Genomic DNA, 16372 nt, shown 5'->3' on the forward strand with positions numbered 1-16372 from the left:
TGACAAGATCGGCTGCAGAAAAAAGCCGCTTGCAATGGCGATGCAAGCGGCCTGGAGGTCAATTGGGAGGGATCAATGAACGGCTGCAAACATGACTTTCTCTTCGGACGCATTTGAGGCCATCATCTCTTCGACAACGCGGCCGCGCTTGACCACGAGAATACGATCGGACACGGCCATGATTTCCGGCAGGTAGGAGGAAATGACGACGACGCCCACTGCCTGCCGGCGATCCTTGTCTTGATACTCCTGATTTTCTGGCGCGACGCGATCGATGTTGTCCTGGTTCTCGTCTTTATCGGCCTTTGCCGCCTAACGAAGATGACGCCTCCGGAGTGGCGCAAGAAGTATCAGATCGCGATCGAGTACGGGCCAGAACGCGTTTGAGGTCGAGTTTTCGGGCGTCTCGTTCATGTTGGCGGCATGAACACGAACACCGAACAAAATCGTAAACTTGCCGAAACGCTCAGGTCATTGTCCCTTGAGCCTTCGTTCCAAACAGTGGAGTCGCCGGTCAAGAGGAATCGGCGGCTTGTCCTCTCGAGGGTCCTGCTTGCACTTGGCATCAGTGCGATCACTGTCGTGTTCTTCTGGCCGGATATCGCGCCTCACTTCAAAGCGGTACTGGAATCGCAGCCGGAAATCATGACGCCGCCCGGCATGGCGCAAACCGGCGACGACCCAAAGGCGGCATCCAGTCAGGCGGCCTCCGGTACCGGTTCGCCCATTCCTTCCGCCAATTCGCCCAGGCTGGCATCCGCGCCGGAGATAACCGGGTCCGGCTTCGTCGTCGCGCCGCGCATCGTGACGGTCTTTTCCAAATATGAGGGAGAGATCGCATCCGTTGGCGTCAGTATCGGCGATCGCGTCGAAGCAGGGCAGGTTATTGTCAGGATCGATGACGTCAGCGCCGACTTCTCACTCGAGCAAGCAAAGGCCGACAGCGATGCCGCCAAGCTTGTCCTTGAGGGAAAGATCCTGACGCTCAAGCAGGCCGATAGCTCGCTGCAGCGCAATGCGGCGCTCTCTGCAAAGAGCGCTGTTTCCATCCAGACCGTCGAGGAAGCCCAGACCGCCAGAGACACGGCGTCGAATGCGGTCGACCAGGCGCGCCAAAGCTATGCCAGGGCGCAACTCGGTGTGAAAATCGCGCAGGAACATGTCGATGCATTGACCGTCAGAGCCCCGATCTCGGGTACGGTGACGCGGCTCGACGCGCATATTGGTGGCCGGGTACTGGCCCGGGTGGACAGTATCAAGGAAAACGAAAGCTTGTTGACGATCACGGATACCAAGAGCCTGGTGATCGATGCTGACGTCGCCGAAACCAATATCGGCGAACTTCGGCCAGGCCTTCAAGGCGAGGCCGTCCTCGACGGCTTTCCTGATAAGCCTTTCGCGATCGAGATCCTGCAGCTGTGGCCCGTCGCTTCGGCGGAAAAAGGCACGATCATCCTACGTCTTGCGCCCGTTGATCCACCCGACGGTACCATGCCCAACATGGCCGCCCGTATTCGTATTTCGACCGTTCCAGCACAACAGCCAGGAGGCACTCCTCGATGACCTCTTCCACAAGCGACGAGCCATATATCGTGCTCAACAGCGTCACGAAGGGATACAAGATAGGGACCGAAAGCGTACCGATCTTTTCCAATCTCGACGTGCAAATCGCCCGCGGTGAATTTGTCGCGATCATGGGGCCTTCCGGATCCGGGAAGTCGACGCTGCTCAACATGCTGTCGGGTATAGATAAACCGGATCAAGGCCGCCTGCGCATTGGGGTCAGCAACCTTGACCAGATGGGCGAGGCAGCTCGCTCCTCCTGGCGGGCCCACAATATGGGCATCGTCTTCCAGTTCTATAATCTCCTGCCGATGCTGAACGCGGCCGAGAATATCGAACTGCCGCTTCTGCTGAAGCCGCTCTCGTCGAGGGAGCGCCGGCTTCGCGTCGACAAGGTTCTGGATCTGGTCGGGCTTTCGGGCCGCCAGAAGCAGTATCCGAAGCTGATGTCGGGCGGCCAGCAGCAGCGCGTCGGCATCGCGCGGGCAATCGTCGCGGACCCGGCATTGCTGCTCTGCGACGAGCCCACGGGCGATCTCGACCGGCGGTCGGCGGACGAGGTGCTGGAAATGCTGCGCTTTCTGAACCGTGAACTCGGCAAGACCATCATCATGGTGACCCACGACCCGCAAGCCGCAAGCTATGCCAGTCGAACGCTTCATCTCGACAAGGGCAGGTTCCTCGAAGAGCGGAGGGCGGACGCATGACGTTCCTCGATCTCGTGCGAAAAAGTGTATGGCGAAAACCGCTGCGCACAATATTGCTGTTGATAAGCGTCGCCACGGCCTTTCTCATCTACGGTCTGACGACCAGCTTCATCGACGGTAGCCAGGGCTCGTCGGCGGCCAGCGAGGACATCCTCGGGGTCATGAGCGCGGCTGGCCGCGCCCAGCCGCTGCCGATTTCGTACCTGAACCGGATCGGCGCCGAACCAGGCGTGGCAGCCGTCGGCTACATGTCGCGCCTGCGCGGCTTTGCGACGGTCGAAAAGAACATCATTTCCGTGAGTGCCGCCGATCCTGCACGGCTCTTCAGCTCGAACGGCAAGGAGCTCGGGCTGACGCCGGATTTGATCAGCGCGCTTGCCAGGGACCGCAGCACCGTCCTCGCCGGCCGGGCGCTTGCCGAGGCGCAGGGCTGGACCGTCGGCCAGAAGATCACTGTCACCAGCTTCGATACCGCACGGCAGGATGGCAGTCGCGACTGGTCCTTTGAAATCGCCGGCATCTTCGACGGCGAAAACGCCTCCACCGACACCTATTTCGTCATCGCCCAATATGACTATGTCAATGCGCTCAGAGCCCGCAACAAGGACACGGTCGACGCCTTCATCCTCCGGCCGCAGCCAGGTGTCCAAACAGGGCAGCTTGCTTCAAGGATCGATCAGCTATTCGCCAATTCGACGGCGCCGACGCAGACCAGATCGGAAAAGCAATTCCTGGAGGCCTTCCTGCGCCAGTATGCCGACATCGGATTGATCGTGAACATGGTGGTCGGCGCGGCATTCGTCACGCTGCTTATGATCGTCGGCAACACCATGATCTTTGCCGTTCGCGAGCGCACCTTCGAAATCGGCGTGCTAAAGACCTTGGGTTTTTCAGGTTCATGGATCATGGCGCTGATCCTTGGTGAGACATTCTTCATTTTCGTGGTCGGCGGCACCATCGGCCTGATGCTTGCATTGCTTGCAACGGTCATCACGGGACCTGCGATCGGCCTCGTCTTTTCCAATGCGATTTTTGCAAGAGCCCTGGCGATGGTCACCCTGTTGGCGCTTGCAACCGGTGCGCTTCCTGCACTGAACGCGCTCAGGATCCCAATAATCTCCGCATTCAAAACGAGGTAGAGCCATGCCCTCCAATGCCAAGCAAGCATTCGTCATGATCAGGGCAAATCTGTTCAGCCTGCCGCGACGCATCTCCATTTCCGCCTCCATGGTTCTTTCCGTGGCGCTCGTCGTCAGCGTTCTTACAGGCTTTCTGGCCATGGCAAGGGGTTTTGAGACGGCTCTGCAAAGTGCCGGCTCCAATTCCGTTGCCGTCGTTCTGGGTGGCGGCACCAACCAGGAGACCGGCTCGGATGTTCCGGCCTCCGTCATTCGCACGCTGAGCGCAATGACCGACGATATCGGTGTGACGCGAGACGCCAACGGCATGCTGATTTTCTCGCGCGAGATCGTCGTTGCCGTCGATGCCAAATCGAAAGGGTCGGAAGAGGGCCGGACCTTGGCTCTCCGTGGCATGGATCAATCCGGTCCCTCTATCCGTGATCATATTGCCTTGTCGGCCGGCCGTCCATTCGCACCCGGTTCGCGCGAGATCGTCGTCGGGGGGCGCCTGGCGCACCAGTTCGGGATATCGATCGGCAGCATCGTGCGGCTCGGCACGGTCGACTGGACGGTGGTCGGCCTGTTCTCGGCGCGAGGCAGCGCCTTCGAGTCCGAAATCTGGGCTGACCTCGACGCGGTTCGATCGGCCTTCGACCGGCAGGGGCAGGTCCAGAACCTGCGTTTGCGTCTTGCCAATCTCGCTTCCTTGCCGCGGCTGCAAGCCAAGCTCGACACAATCAGGACGACCCCGTTGCGTGCCGTTGTCGAAGCCGACCTCTATGCGGCGCAATCCGCCCACACCGCCAGTCTTATTCGGCTGTTCGGCTGGCCGCTTGCGCTGTTGATGGCCGTTGGCGCGACCGCCGGTGCGCTCAACACCATGATGAACTCCGTATCGGACCGTACCGTCGAGATCGCCACGGTCCGCGCCCTCGGCTTTAGCCGGATATCCGCGTTTCTCGGCACATGGGTGGAGGCGATCGTGCTTGCCGCCCTTGGCGTGGCATTCGGACTGCTGGCATCCTGGCTGGTCTTCAATGGCTGGCAAGCGAGCACGGTTGGGGCCAATGGCGCGCGCATGGCGTTCCAGCTCTCAGTAACCGGCGACGTCATGGCGATAGCGGGTCTGCTCGGACTTGCGATCGGCATTCTGGGCGGCGCCTTGCCGGCGACCGTCGCCAGCCGACTTCCTTTGACCGCGGCGCTTCGGTCGAACGGATAATCTCTCAAGTGTGACAGTCGCCGCCGGTTCGCTTTCGTTCAAGAGCGCGCCATCTGCGGCATGTATCGGAGATGCTTGCGGTTCAGCTAATTAATGAGCCCGCTTGCCGTGCGGCAGTGCAACACCATTCGGCAGCGTCTTTTTCGTTCAGCGGCCGCGAATAGAGGTAGCCTTGCACCAGCGTACCTCCCAACCCGCGAAGGGCGATAAGTTCTTCGGGTGTTTCGACGCCTTCAACCACGCATTCCAGCTCCATGTCCCGGCTGAGAGTGAGAAGGGATTTCACTATTTTGTAGCTGGCGGGTCTTTTGTGCAAATCTGTGACGAAGCTGCGGTCGATCTTGATCTTGGTCAAAGGAAGAGCATGCAGCCGCGTCAGGCTGGAATAACCGGTGCCGAAGTCGTCGAGTGAAATACCGCAACCGAGATGCCGCAGCATTTCGACCGACGATTTGATCTGCTCGAAATCGTGTGTAAAGGCCGTTTCGGTAATTTCAAGATCAAGACGCTTCGCGTCAAAGCGGCTGCTTTCGATGATTCCGATCAACGACAGCACCCCTTCGCTTGAATTCAGGTCGTAGGCCGACAGGTTGAACGAAAGGCGCAAAGGCTCTTCCCATTCGGATGCGAAGGCAAGTGCCTTTTTCAGCAGCGGCCGTGTCAGTGAACTGACGATCCCAGCCCGTTCGGCAATCGGGAAGAATTGCGCGGGCGAGACATGTCCAAGAACCGGGCTGTGCCAGCGGGCCAGGGCCTCGAAGCCAACCGTCCGGTCATTTCCCAAGCTCACAATCGGTTGAAACATGACCGAGAGCTCATCTTCCAAATTGGCTTGCCTGAGCAAGTGCTCGATGCGTGCTTCTATATTGATCTGCTTTTCGTGCTCGGCGTCAAATAAAACTGCACCCCCACGATGGCTTCTCTTGGCATGGTAAAGGGCATAATCAGCCCTGTCGAAAAGCTGCTCCAGAGTAGAAGCGAGGTTTGGGAAGACTGCTATTCCCATCGATGCGGATACGTGCACGGTTCCTTCCGGCAGGTGATAAGGCGCTCCGAGCCATTCGGAAATCGCATTCGCGTTTTTGACAAGCTGAGCATCTTCAGGCGCGACCGGGGCGACGATTGCAAACTCGTCACCACCCAATCGAAACGCCCGACTGGCTTTCAAGCTGGTCGTAAGGCGTCTGCTGACATCGATCAGCAGCCTATCTCCCACCGAGTGTCCGTAAAGATCGTTGACCGGCTTAAAGCCATCAAGATCGATGACGCCCAGGGCTAGCCGCGTGTTTTCGGTCTTGGCTCTTTCGAACTCGGCTTCCAGATGTGTAAAGAACGCGCGACGATTGGGTAATTCCGTCAGGCTGTCGACATTGGCAAGCAAGAGGTTCTCATTGCTAAGCGCTTCCGTGCGTTGCTGCGAGATAACCATGCGCTCGAAATTGCGGTAGTTTGTCAGGAGAATCGACATCATGCCCGCACACACCAGTGCCACATTGATAGCTATCGCAATAAAGGTCGGTTGCCTGGAGGCCACGAAAAATAAAACGAATGCTCCATTGACGATCACGGTGACTATGAATGCCGCCGAGCGAACATACATCAGGCAGAAAATGCAGGAAATGACTGTAATCGCCATATAGAAGGCGACATGAGACTGAGCATATGCATCGCCATAGGGCACCAGCAAAAATGACCAAACAGTGAATGCGGTGGCAATCCCGATAGCCAGGCGATTGGTGCGGACAAGCGCTGCATAAGCCACCTCGGGCTGCGGATCGACATTGCGTGTCCTCCACCAGAAGGTGATCCTCAGCATGCAGCCGAGCGTGAAAAAAGCAGGAATGCCAATGGTGAGCCAAGTCGGTGCCGATTGCATATGGGTGATAGAAAGCGCCCATGTACTCGAAATCAGGATTAAATACATCATCGGCATCTGCCGTGTGAAAGCGCGGTACTGAGCTTTCAACAAATCCGGATTATCGGACCGAATGGACATAAAATGCTGAAATTTCTGTTTGGCTTTTAGTATTTCCATAGCGCGGCTCATAGAGTAACGGCGCTATTCATGGCATAGATGTTGTTACATTATTTGAAATGCACACGGTTAATCAAAAAACAATTGCCTCAACCATCGGATGCATCCCTTATTATCTTAATTTGGGGCAAGTATTTTCTTGTAAAGGCTGTATATTCTGTCATATGCACCAAATTTGATATATAAAGTGTACCTCAGTAGTCGGATCGATCTCCAACGTTGCAGCAGTGGTCAATTATGCGAGCATGGCGGTAAGATTGCCTTGAAGAAAATTGCAGACCATAGTCATTAGACGAGCATTCGGCGCCGATCGTCGGAGTCCATCGAACCCATGGTGCGGCGAAGTGGAGCTTCAGCTTCTTCGACGCGATCAGATGACCTTGCGGACCTCCTGTTCGAAACTGAGGACGTGATGCAGGGCAATTCGTTCCGCAGTATCGGCATCTCCACGGCAGACGGCCTCGAGCATAAGGGTCTGCTCCTGCACGACCTTATCGAGCTCCGGGGAAAGCTCAGGAAACCGCCGCATCGCGACATGGAGAATACGGAGCGAAAGATTATGGTAGTGGTCGAGCGTATCGAAAAGATATCGGTTCTTGGCGCACCGATAGATGAATCGATGAATACGCCGGTCGAGCGCAAGTAGCGCATCCAGTTCCGATGGGAGAGAAAGCGCCTTTAGCGCTTCAATCAGTTCGCCGGCTTCGCGGCGCTCTGGCTCGCGAAGCCGCTCTGCCGCTAATCGCGTGGCCCAGGATTCGATCCGTGCTCTTGCCTCGTAGATCGCAGTTAGGTCGCTGATGTCGATCCGGCTGACGAAAGTGCCTCGGCGTGCATTGACATCGACGAAGCCGTCACGCTGCAGCCGCAGAAATGCCTCCCGCACAGGCGTGCGGCCGACGTCAAGGCGGCGCATCACATCATTTTCGCGCAGGATTGTGCCAGGCGCCAGCTGTACCGTGATGATGTCTTCGCGCAGCTGCAGATAGGTGCGTTCCGCCAATGTCAGTGTCGCTTCCGGATCGGCGAGCATTTCTTCCGACATCCACGTATCCATTCACCTCGTCTCCATCCCTGCGCGCGATCCGGGAACGCTTCCCATTGAATCGCTTGACAATGCACTTCGATAATATACTCTGTAATATATTACAAAAATATAAGGAGGTGAACATGATTAGCAACGATATTTTCCTGCATTCGCGGTTCAGGCGCGGAGCGACTGCAATCTTAAGCTTTTGTATTGGAATGATCTCAACATCCATGGTTGCGGCTGCTGGAGATTTGGAAACGCTGAAACCCGGCGTGCTGCAGGTCGCAATAGAGCCCTATATGCCCTACACGGCATTAAAGGATGAAAAGCTGGTCGGACTCGACAGCGATATTCTCGATGCCGTTGCCAAGAAGCTTGGTCTCAAGATCGAAACGACGGTGACCGATTTCCCCGGCATGCTGGCGGCGGTCCAGTCCCAGCGTGCCGACATTACGATCGGCGGCATCGCATGGTCCGATGCGCGCCAGAAAGTTGGCTTGTTCACTGATCCGCCCTACTATTCGCCACCGGCCATGGCCGTGCATGGCGATACCGCCTATCCCGATGTGAAGAGCCTGGAGGGCAAGGCGCTCGGCACGGTGACCGGATATGTCTGGGCCAAGTCGATCGCCGAAGTCCCGAAAGCCGACGCGCGCACCTATCCGACCGCCGACAGCGTTTTCTCGGATCTTTCGTCGGGCAGGCTCGACGTCGGCTTTCTCGATCCGCTCTTGATCATCTATCAGCAGCAGCAACGACCCGATATGAAATTTCAGGTTGCCTACCTCAATGCGCCCACCGCGGAGCAGGTTGCCGCTCATCCCGACTACAAATATTTCCAGCCCTATATGACCGGCTTCTATCTACCCAAGCAAGCGCCGAAGCTTGCCCAGGCGATCTCCGACCAGATCGATGCAATGTACAAGGATGGCTCGCTCACCGCGCTTGTGACGAAATGGGGCGGCGATCCCAAGCAGTTCCTGGTTCCGTCGCCGGATATGGCGGCGCAGCGCCGCGGCGTCGATCGCCCGCAGACCTGGTCACCACCATCCGTCGCCGATTGAGTGGGGGAACGGATATGAGCTTTTGGCAATCTCTTGCTCAATTGTTTCAAGTTCCCTGGGGCGATTATGCAGGCAATCTCGGCGAGGGTCTTTTACGGACCCTTGCCTATACGGTCGCAAGTTTCATTGGGGCGGCGCTCCTCGGACTTGCGCTGGCCTTGATGCGCCTCAATCGATTGCGCATCGTGCGTCTGCCGGCTACGATCTATACCGAAGTCTTCAAGAATGTGCCTCTACTTGCCATCATCTTCGTCACCTACTTCGGCTTGCCTTCGGTCGGGATCAGGTTCAGCGTTTTCGTGGCCGGCGTGCTGAGCCTGGTGCTGTTCTATGCGGCCTATCTGTCGGAGATCTTTCGGGCAGCCATTGCGGGCATTCATTCGGGCCAGAACGAGGCGGCGCATGCACTGGGTCTTGGCCGCGCCACCACCTTCGGTCATGTTATCCTCCCGCAGGCGCTTCGCCTCGCGCTGCCGGGCACAAATACGATGTTCGTCGACCTCCTTAAATCAACGTCACTGCTGGTGACTATCTCGGCGGCGGAGCTGATGACCAGGGCGCAACTGATTGCCTCGGAGACGTTTCGGTCACTGGAAGTCTATCTGGTGATTGCGGCGATCTATTTTGCCGTTTGCTACCCCGTCTCCCAATGCCTTCTCTGGCTCGAGCGCACCATACATGCGGGCATACCCTTGTCGTTTGGTCGCAGGCGGCGGCTCCGCCTGGCAAGAGCCTTGATTCAAACGGGAGGCTAGACAAATGGCTCAGATGACGGTCGAAGCAAAGCGCCATGTGACCACGGCCGACAACATGGCCGCAATCAAGATCAGGGGACTTCGAAAATCCTTCGACGGAAGGCTGGTGCTCGGTGGCATAGACCTCGACGTGCCACGCGGCCGGATTGTCAGCATCATCGGGCAGAGCGGCGGCGGCAAGACGACGCTCATGCGCTGCGTGAATTTGCTTGAACAGCCTGAAGATGGCGCCGTCGAAATAAACGAGGAAGTGGTCTTTTTAAATGGAACCGTGACCTGTAAGGACCTTGCAAAGCTGCGCCAGCGGGTCGGCATGGTGTTCCAGCGCTTCAATCTGTTTCCGCATCTGACTGCGGTGGAAAATGTCGTCCTCGCGCAGATGCACGCTGCGGCCGTCAGCGAGCGTGAGGCGGTGGAGCGCGCCGTGCGATTGCTGACCCGGGTTGGTCTTGTACACCGGGCACTGGCTTACCCCGAGCAAATGTCCGGTGGCGAGCAGCAGCGCGTCGCGATCGCGCGGGCACTCGCGCTCTCGCCGACCGTACTCCTGTTTGACGAGCCGACCTCCGCGCTCGATCCGGAATCGACCGGTGAAGTGCTGCGTGTGATGCGCGAACTTGCAAGGGATGGAATGACGATGATCATCGTCACGCATGAACTCCCGTTCGCTCGCGAAGTGTCGGATTGGGTCGTCTTCATCGATGGCGGTCGAATTATCGAGCAGGGTCCGGCTGCAGACGTGCTCGACAATCCCACGGAAGCTCGAACCGTTGCCTATGTCGCAAGATACGCAAAACCGAGTTGAGCGCGACGATTCCAACCATGCCGGCCCGGTGTTCGGGCTGCTCCGGTGACGGCCTTTCTCTGAAAAATATGGATGAAATGATACGGATTTCGACAGATATCGCCGTCGTGGGCGGCGGCGTCATTGGTCTTGCGATCGCCCTTCGGCTTCGCGCCGATGGGCGCGAGGTCATCGTCGTTGAACCGAATGAGCCCGGTTCAGGTGCCTCCTATGGGAATGCGGGGACTGTGGCGAACTACGCGATCATACCGGTGGGAACCCCATCAGTGCTTCGAAATTTCCTGTCGTTCGTCCTCAGTCCGGATAGCCCTTTGGCAGTCCGGACATCAGCGCTGCCGACTCTGTTTCCCTGGCTGGCCCGATTTGCTTATGAATGCCTCCCACACCGCTATCGCGAAAATGCCGGCCGGATTGCCGAGCTTGTTTCGGATGCCGCCTCCGCCTGGACGGAGTTCGCCTCGGAGATAAACGCGTCGAACTTTCTGTCCGCAAAGGGTTGTCTCTACCTCTATGAGACGCGCAAGGCGTTCAAGGCGGCTGGGGCGGATATAGAGCTGCGCCGCGGCTATGGCGTCTCGCAAGAACTTCTCTCAGCGGGCGAGGTGACCGGCCTCGAGCCACGCTTCACGGGGTTCGAAGGCGGGGTTTTCTTTCCCAATGCCATCAATCTCAGCGACCCGGGCGAGGTGATGCGCCTCCTGACTTCAGCCGTGAAGCGGGCAGGCGTGGAATTTGTTCCGGCATTGGCGACCGACATCGTGCGCGAACGAAGCGGCCTGCGCATCGCAGCTTCGGCTTATGAGCTGCATGCGCGCACGGTCGTCATTGCAGCCGGTGCCCACTCGCGCAAACTGGCTGCATCGCTCGGCGATCCCGTGCAGCTTGATACCGAACGTGGCTATCATGTTGAATATGACATGCCGGGATTGCCGATCGAGCGGCCGGTCTGCCCGACCGCTCATGGCTTTTATTTTTGCCCGATGCAGGGGCGGCTGCGTGTTGCCGGTCTGGTGGAACTGGGCGGATTGACGGCTCCGGGGAACCCGCGGCTTACGCAAGCCCTTGTGAGGAATGCGCGCAGATTCTTCCCCGAACTTGGGACACCAAGTCGTTCGTGGCTTGGGTTTCGGCCTTCAATGCCCAATTCCGTACCGGTCATCAGGCCTTCGAGAGGCGGCCGGGACGTCATCCTCGCCTTCGGGCATGGGCACATCGGATTGACCCTGGCGCCCCGCACGGCCCAGCTGGTCAGCGCAATGCTGGCCGGCTAAGGCACGAGAGGAAATGGCTTGGGGCAGCAGCACCGGACAGTCCCGTTTTTTCATCTTCGCCCAAACGGCGGACGGTAGCGTCTTACACTGTCCAGCGTCGATGATGGGATCGTCCTTAAAGACGGATACGGTGGATGAAGGCGACAAATTCTCTTCCACCCGGCTCTCCTCTCCCCCCACTCCTTCGTCAGCGATCGATGACCAGATCGCTAAGCGGCTTCGAGCAGCAAGGCAGGAACATGCCGGCGTCGATCTCCCGCTGACGGATACCGCCATTGTGATTCATTTCGACCGAGCCTGAAACGAGCTTCGATTTGCACGTGCCGCACATGCCATTCGAACAGGACGAAGGAAGCCTGATGCTGCCCTTCTTCGCAGCCGCGAGCACCGTCTGATCGGAGGAGACTTGCAGCGTTCGCTTCTGCTTCGAGAATTCGACCTGATGAACCTTCTGGGCGGGCTGTTGCTCGACGTCCAGTCCCGGCTCGTCAATGACAGCCGCATCGAAACTCTCTTCGATGTAGTTTGACGCGGGAACGCCCAACGCCGCGGTGATGGAACGCGCCGCCGCCATGAAGGGCGCCGGGCCGCAGCACATGACGACACGCTCGGCGATGTCCGGAACCGCAAGCTTGAGGTATTCGAGCGAGATCCGGCCGGTCAATCCCGGCCAGTCCGGTTCGCCGGCCACCGTCTCCGCCAGGAACTGGAGACGCAGGCCTTTCATCCGTGTTGCAAGACCCGAAAGGTCATGGCGGAAGATGAGGTCCGAGGGCGTGCGCGCTGCGTGAAGGAAAACGATGTCCGAGGGTGCGTATCGATCCGCCAGATCGCGTGTAATCGACATGACCGGCGTGATGCCCGAGCCGCCTGAGAGCAGCAGGAGTTTCGTGTTCTCTCCTTGCGGACGGATGAAGTGACCGAGAGGCCCCTGGCCCTTGACCGTCATGCCGGCCGCCATGTTGTCGTGCAGCCAATTCGAGACCTTGCCGCCGGGCACGCGCTTGACCGTGACGGTGAAGGCGTTGCCGCGATGGGGCGACGACGAGATGCTGTAGCAGCGCGCTTCACTGTCCGGACCCATCGGGAAATCTAACAGAAAGTATTGCCCGGCATCGAAGCTGAAGCGCTTGCCTTCTGGAGATGCGAACGTGAAGCTCTTCACGTCATGCGTCTCCTGGTGCACGTCGATGCATACGAGCATCTCGTCGTGCTCTGGATCCCAAACAGCGGCCTGGCCGTGCTGCATTTGAGCGAACTCAATACCCATGGGCGCGCATCCGATCGATGTACCAGGCCGCGAACTTGTCCAGGTTGGTTTCCGAGAATCGAGAATAAGGACCGGGCTGGTAGGCAGGGTCGAGCACGCCAGCATGCGAGCGGGCGACGAGGTCCGCATCCTGGTCCGTCGTGGCGATCCAGACGTCCGTGAGCTTGTCGAGGTCGTAGTCCTTGCCTTCGACGGCATCTTTGTGGACGAGCCATTTGGTTCTGACGAGCGTCTTGCCGGCGGAGAGCGGGATGACGATCGCAACGATAGCGTGATCGCCCATGAAGTGGTTCCAGCTATTGTGACCCCAAAGATGCGTATCGCCGAGATCCTTGCGGGTCATCTCACCGAGCAGCTTCGACGATGCCGCGGTCGCGTCATGTGTCTGGGATTCACCGGCCCCGGCAATGATCAGGCGCTGGGTGCGGAAGTTCGTGGCGCAGTCGACGAGCTGTTCGACTGCCGCCGACGGGAAACCATCCGCCTCCCAGGCTTTTGTCCGCTCGTCGTAGAGCCGGAAGTGCTCGGCGGCCTGCTCGCGGTCTTCCGGGTTCAGCGTTTCCGGATCGAAGCCGAAGTCGAGGTCGACGAAGGAGACACAGAGCTCGGGATGATTGGCGGAACAGTGGTAGCACTCGCGGTTGTTTTCCATCGTGAGCTTCCAGTTGCCGTCCTCGATGACGTCGGTCTGGTGAGCGACCTTGGCATTCCGAATGTCATAGGGCGCAAGGCGTTCGATCATTACCTGCTCGAGGTTTGCGATGTCTTCCGGCGGATTGTCGGAGAGGCACACATAGATCAAGCCGCCGATCGACTTGAAGTTCACCGGCTTAAGGCTGTGGCACTGCTTGTCCAGATCCTTGCCCATGTGTGGCGCATAGCTTAGCTCCCCGGTCAGTTCGTAGGTCCATGTGTGATAGGGACAAACGAGCTTCGAGACGATCGTTTTGCCGGCATCGAGCAGGCGCGATCCGCGATGGCGGCAGACGTTGTGAAGCACGCGGAGCTCGCCGTCGTCGTCGCGAAGCAGGATCAGGCTGGTCTTGCCGACATCGACAACGGTGGCATCGCCGGGTTCCGGCACGTCGCAGTCGAGGCCGACGCAGATCCAGTGCTTGTGAAAGAAGACATCGATATCGGCCTCGAAGACATCCTCGCGGATATAGAGGCCGGCAGGCAGGGAATAACCATCGGCGCGTGCTTCAAGGAGGGCAGAGATGGAAGACGGGAGCCTGTTTAGCATGATAACCTCTTATGCCTCGATGGTCCGCAGTTTGCCCTTGCATCCGTTATGCTTCAACAGCATTAATTTTCACCTACGCATAATATTATGTAATGCGAAGGACGTATAATGAACTTTCGGCGGCGAATTCCCTCCCTGACCGCATTGATGACTCTTGAGGCCGTTCTGCGGCATCGGAGCTTTACGGCGGCCGCGGCTGAACTTGGCGTCACTCAGGCAGCCGTCAGCCGCCAGATCGCAACATTGGAAGAGGAACTCGGGCTCCCGATGTTCGTACGCAAGCATCGCGCCATTGAACCGACTGCTGCGTGCCTCACCCTCGGAACGACGCTTGCGCAAAGCTTCGCCAGCATCGCGGACGCCGTCGATGGGGTCAGATCCTCCCAGCAGAACGTCGTGACGATCGGCGCGACCGTCGCCTTCTCCTCCTTCTGGCTGCTTCCGCGGTTGGCAGCGTTTCGGCGGGAGAATGCGGGCGTACAGATCAGAGTCATCTCGCAGGACGCAAGAATCGATCTCGACGCCGGCGGCATAGACATAGCCATTCGATACGGCAGGCCGCCGTTTGCCGATGCCAAGGTGGTCGCCTCGCAGAAGGATGTCGTCGTTCCCGTATGCTCGCCCGACTATTTTCGGCGTCGTCCGACGGCGCAGATGTCCGATGCCGATGAGTTCATAGAGACGGACGCTCACGAACGCTCATGGCTCTCCTGGACGCAATGGGTTCAGGAAACGCGCCGGGCCTTGCGAATAAAGCCGCATCTTCGCTTCAACCACTATACGGAGGCGATCGCGGCCGCGCGTGCGGGTCAGGGGATCGCGCTCGGCTGGCGTCTTCTTGTCCAGACTTTCCTGGAGGATGGCACGCTCGTCGCCCTGGAGGAGGCCGAGATACCCACCGCCGACCAATATCACATTCTCCTTCCAGCGAGGCCACGCCGTACGCTTGCCGCGGAACACGCCGCAAACTGGCTTGCCAACGCCCTGACGCGGTAAGGCCGGTTTCGGAGTTCAACCTGGATAAGGCTTATCGAGATCGCGAATGCCGTCGCTGGCCATAACGAAACACCATGGCGAAGGCCGTTGGAAGACCTACGCCGGCCATAGTCACCGGTTTCGCGAGGTCATCTCCTTTCGAAATGCAGCCGGGCTCCTTGCGGTCCACTTCCGGAATGCCCGATGAAAGGCGCTGGGTTCGGAAAAACCGAGGCGTGTTGCGATTTCCCCGACGCCGAACTTGGTCGTTTGCAGCATCTCGATTGCAAGATCGCGGCGGATTTCATCCCTGATGGCGGCATAGTTCTGGCCCTCGGCATGCAGGCGATGCCGCAGGGTCGAAGGAGACATGCGCATTTGCGCGGCCAAATCATCGAATGCCTTCCATGAGGCGGGCGGCGATTGGCGCAGCCGCTTGCGCACGCTCGCTGCAAGGCCGGCGTCATAGCGGTAACGCACGAGAATATTGGCCGGCGCATTGCGTAGAAATTGCTTCAGAGCCTGCTCGTTGCGCGTCACAGCCAGCTTAAGGAGAGAGGCGTCGAAGGCAAGCCTGCTTGCCGGCTGTGAGAAGCGCACGGGCGCCCCGAAAAATTGCCGGTAATCTGCACCATGGTCCGGCTCGGCGCAGCGAAAATCGACCATCCGCAGGGGGATACGCCGCCCGATGAGCCAGCAGGCGATGCCGTGCAGCAAGATCCAATAGGTCCGGTAGGCAAAGGCCGAACGCGCGCTCTTGAAGTCGGTCAGCACAATATGCGCCAGCCCGTCGACCACTTCGATATGTCCTTTCGGGTCTTCCAGCACAATGTTCAAAAATCTCAGCGCTCGCCGTAATGCCTGGTCGAGGGTCCTTGCGTGCAGCACGCAATGACAGAGCAGCGTGAAGCTGCCGCGACGCATAGGTCTGCCGCCCATGCCGAAGAATTCGTCATCCATCTCGGCCGCGATCGCCAGCCAGAGCGCGCCATAGCTTTCGGCCGAAATCGGCGCGTCGATCTGAGCGGATAGGCCGAGCGTCGCGAGCAATCGTTCAGGCGATTTTCCTTGCCGCCGAAGGCAGTCGATCGCCTCTTTCACGAAGAAAGGTGATATCATCCGCCGTGCGGTTTCCGTCATCGTTATGACCTGCAAAATATGGTAAAACTGGCCGATGATTTGAGACGCTTTTGTCATCGAATGCAATATCGTGCGGCGATAAGCTTGACCGAAGCGCAGGTGAATCGCGCTCTTCCGGGGATGCGATACTGCGGGCGACTGCCCGAAGCGTGGAGGCCCTCGGTTGAAATC

Annotated in this window: 16 protein-coding genes; 10 read left to right on the top strand and 6 right to left on the bottom strand. The window is 58.6% G+C overall.

The window, feature by feature from the left end; genetic code table 11:
* Positions 1-72 precede the first annotated feature (72 nt).
* Positions 73-219, bottom strand: coding sequence for a hypothetical protein (locus AC13RM_RS01415; protein ID WP_488554666.1), 147 nt, complete (start codon positions 217-219; stop codon positions 73-75).
* A 21-nt stretch (positions 220-240) separates the two neighbouring features.
* Between AC13RM_RS01415 and AC13RM_RS01420 the strand changes: the two genes are divergently transcribed.
* The 5 genes from AC13RM_RS01420 (at position 241) to AC13RM_RS01440 (ending at position 4613) form a co-directional block, all read left to right on the top strand.
* A complete protein-coding gene (locus AC13RM_RS01420; RefSeq protein WP_488554467.1) occupies positions 241-387 on the top strand; it encodes a hypothetical protein in 147 nt (48 codons plus the stop codon).
* 195 nt (positions 388-582) lie between these two features.
* Positions 583-1563 (top strand): efflux RND transporter periplasmic adaptor subunit, encoded by a 981-nt coding sequence (locus AC13RM_RS01425; protein ID WP_488554468.1) that lies wholly within the window; start codon positions 583-585, stop codon positions 1561-1563.
* On the top strand, positions 1560-2270 hold the full coding sequence (locus tag AC13RM_RS01430; RefSeq protein ID WP_488554469.1) for an ABC transporter ATP-binding protein: 711 nt from the start codon (positions 1560-1562) through the stop codon (positions 2268-2270). Before AC13RM_RS01425 ends, AC13RM_RS01430 begins: the two co-directional genes overlap by 4 nt.
* Positions 2267-3409: an ABC transporter permease gene (locus AC13RM_RS01435; RefSeq protein WP_488554470.1), complete on the top strand. Its 1143-nt coding sequence runs from the start codon at positions 2267-2269 to the stop codon at positions 3407-3409. The genes AC13RM_RS01430 and AC13RM_RS01435 overlap by 4 nt, the downstream gene beginning before the upstream one ends.
* 4 nt (positions 3410-3413) lie before the next feature.
* Positions 3414-4613 (top strand): ABC transporter permease, encoded by a 1200-nt coding sequence (locus AC13RM_RS01440; RefSeq protein ID WP_488554471.1) that lies wholly within the window; start codon positions 3414-3416, stop codon positions 4611-4613.
* Between the two features lie 82 nt (positions 4614-4695).
* Here AC13RM_RS01440 and AC13RM_RS01445 read toward each other — a convergent pair whose 3' ends face one another.
* Both AC13RM_RS01445 and AC13RM_RS01450 read right to left on the bottom strand, forming a co-directional pair.
* On the bottom strand, positions 4696-6648 hold the full coding sequence (locus tag AC13RM_RS01445) for a putative bifunctional diguanylate cyclase/phosphodiesterase (RefSeq protein ID WP_488554472.1): 1953 nt from the start codon (positions 6646-6648) through the stop codon (positions 4696-4698).
* 370 nt (positions 6649-7018) lie between these two features.
* Positions 7019-7705, bottom strand: a complete 687-nt coding sequence (locus tag AC13RM_RS01450; RefSeq protein WP_488554473.1) for a GntR family transcriptional regulator — start codon at positions 7703-7705, stop codon at positions 7019-7021.
* Positions 7706-7818: 113 nt separating this feature from the next.
* Between AC13RM_RS01450 and AC13RM_RS01455 the strand changes: the two genes are divergently transcribed.
* From AC13RM_RS01455 to AC13RM_RS01470, 4 genes are all read left to right on the top strand, one after another.
* The gene (locus AC13RM_RS01455; RefSeq protein ID WP_285172288.1) at positions 7819-8742 is read left to right on the top strand and encodes a substrate-binding periplasmic protein; all 924 of its coding nucleotides are present in this window, start codon (positions 7819-7821) and stop codon (positions 8740-8742) included.
* A 14-nt stretch (positions 8743-8756) separates the two neighbouring features.
* Positions 8757-9497 (top strand): amino acid ABC transporter permease, encoded by a 741-nt coding sequence (locus AC13RM_RS01460; protein WP_113229065.1) that lies wholly within the window; start codon positions 8757-8759, stop codon positions 9495-9497.
* Between the two features lie 4 nt (positions 9498-9501).
* Positions 9502-10302: an amino acid ABC transporter ATP-binding protein gene (locus tag AC13RM_RS01465; protein ID WP_113229066.1), complete on the top strand. Its 801-nt coding sequence runs from the start codon at positions 9502-9504 to the stop codon at positions 10300-10302.
* A gap of 77 nt (positions 10303-10379) precedes the next feature.
* A complete protein-coding gene (locus AC13RM_RS01470; RefSeq protein ID WP_113229274.1) occupies positions 10380-11573 on the top strand; it encodes an FAD-dependent oxidoreductase in 1194 nt (397 codons plus the stop codon).
* A 187-nt stretch (positions 11574-11760) separates the two neighbouring features.
* Here the strand turns inward: AC13RM_RS01470 and AC13RM_RS01475 are convergent, their stop codons facing one another.
* Positions 11761-12843 carry a hybrid-cluster NAD(P)-dependent oxidoreductase gene (locus AC13RM_RS01475; protein ID WP_113229067.1) on the bottom strand — a complete coding sequence of 361 codons (1083 nt, stop codon included), beginning with the start codon at positions 12841-12843 and terminating at the stop codon, positions 11761-11763.
* On the bottom strand, positions 12833-14086 hold the full coding sequence (locus AC13RM_RS01480; RefSeq protein WP_488554474.1) for an aromatic ring-hydroxylating oxygenase subunit alpha: 1254 nt from the start codon (positions 14084-14086) through the stop codon (positions 12833-12835). The genes AC13RM_RS01475 and AC13RM_RS01480 overlap by 11 nt, the downstream gene beginning before the upstream one ends.
* 108 nt (positions 14087-14194) lie before the next feature.
* On the opposite strand from AC13RM_RS01480, the gene AC13RM_RS01485 reads away from it, so the two are divergent.
* The gene (locus tag AC13RM_RS01485) at positions 14195-15082 is read left to right on the top strand and encodes a LysR substrate-binding domain-containing protein (RefSeq protein WP_488554475.1); all 888 of its coding nucleotides are present in this window, start codon (positions 14195-14197) and stop codon (positions 15080-15082) included.
* A 111-nt stretch (positions 15083-15193) separates the two neighbouring features.
* Here AC13RM_RS01485 and AC13RM_RS01490 read toward each other — a convergent pair whose 3' ends face one another.
* Positions 15194-16201: an AraC family transcriptional regulator gene (locus tag AC13RM_RS01490; RefSeq protein ID WP_488554476.1), complete on the bottom strand. Its 1008-nt coding sequence runs from the start codon at positions 16199-16201 to the stop codon at positions 15194-15196.
* Between the last annotated feature and the right edge of the window lie 171 nt (positions 16202-16372).

Source organism: Martinezella sp. CNPSo 3732 (assembly GCF_057784515.1).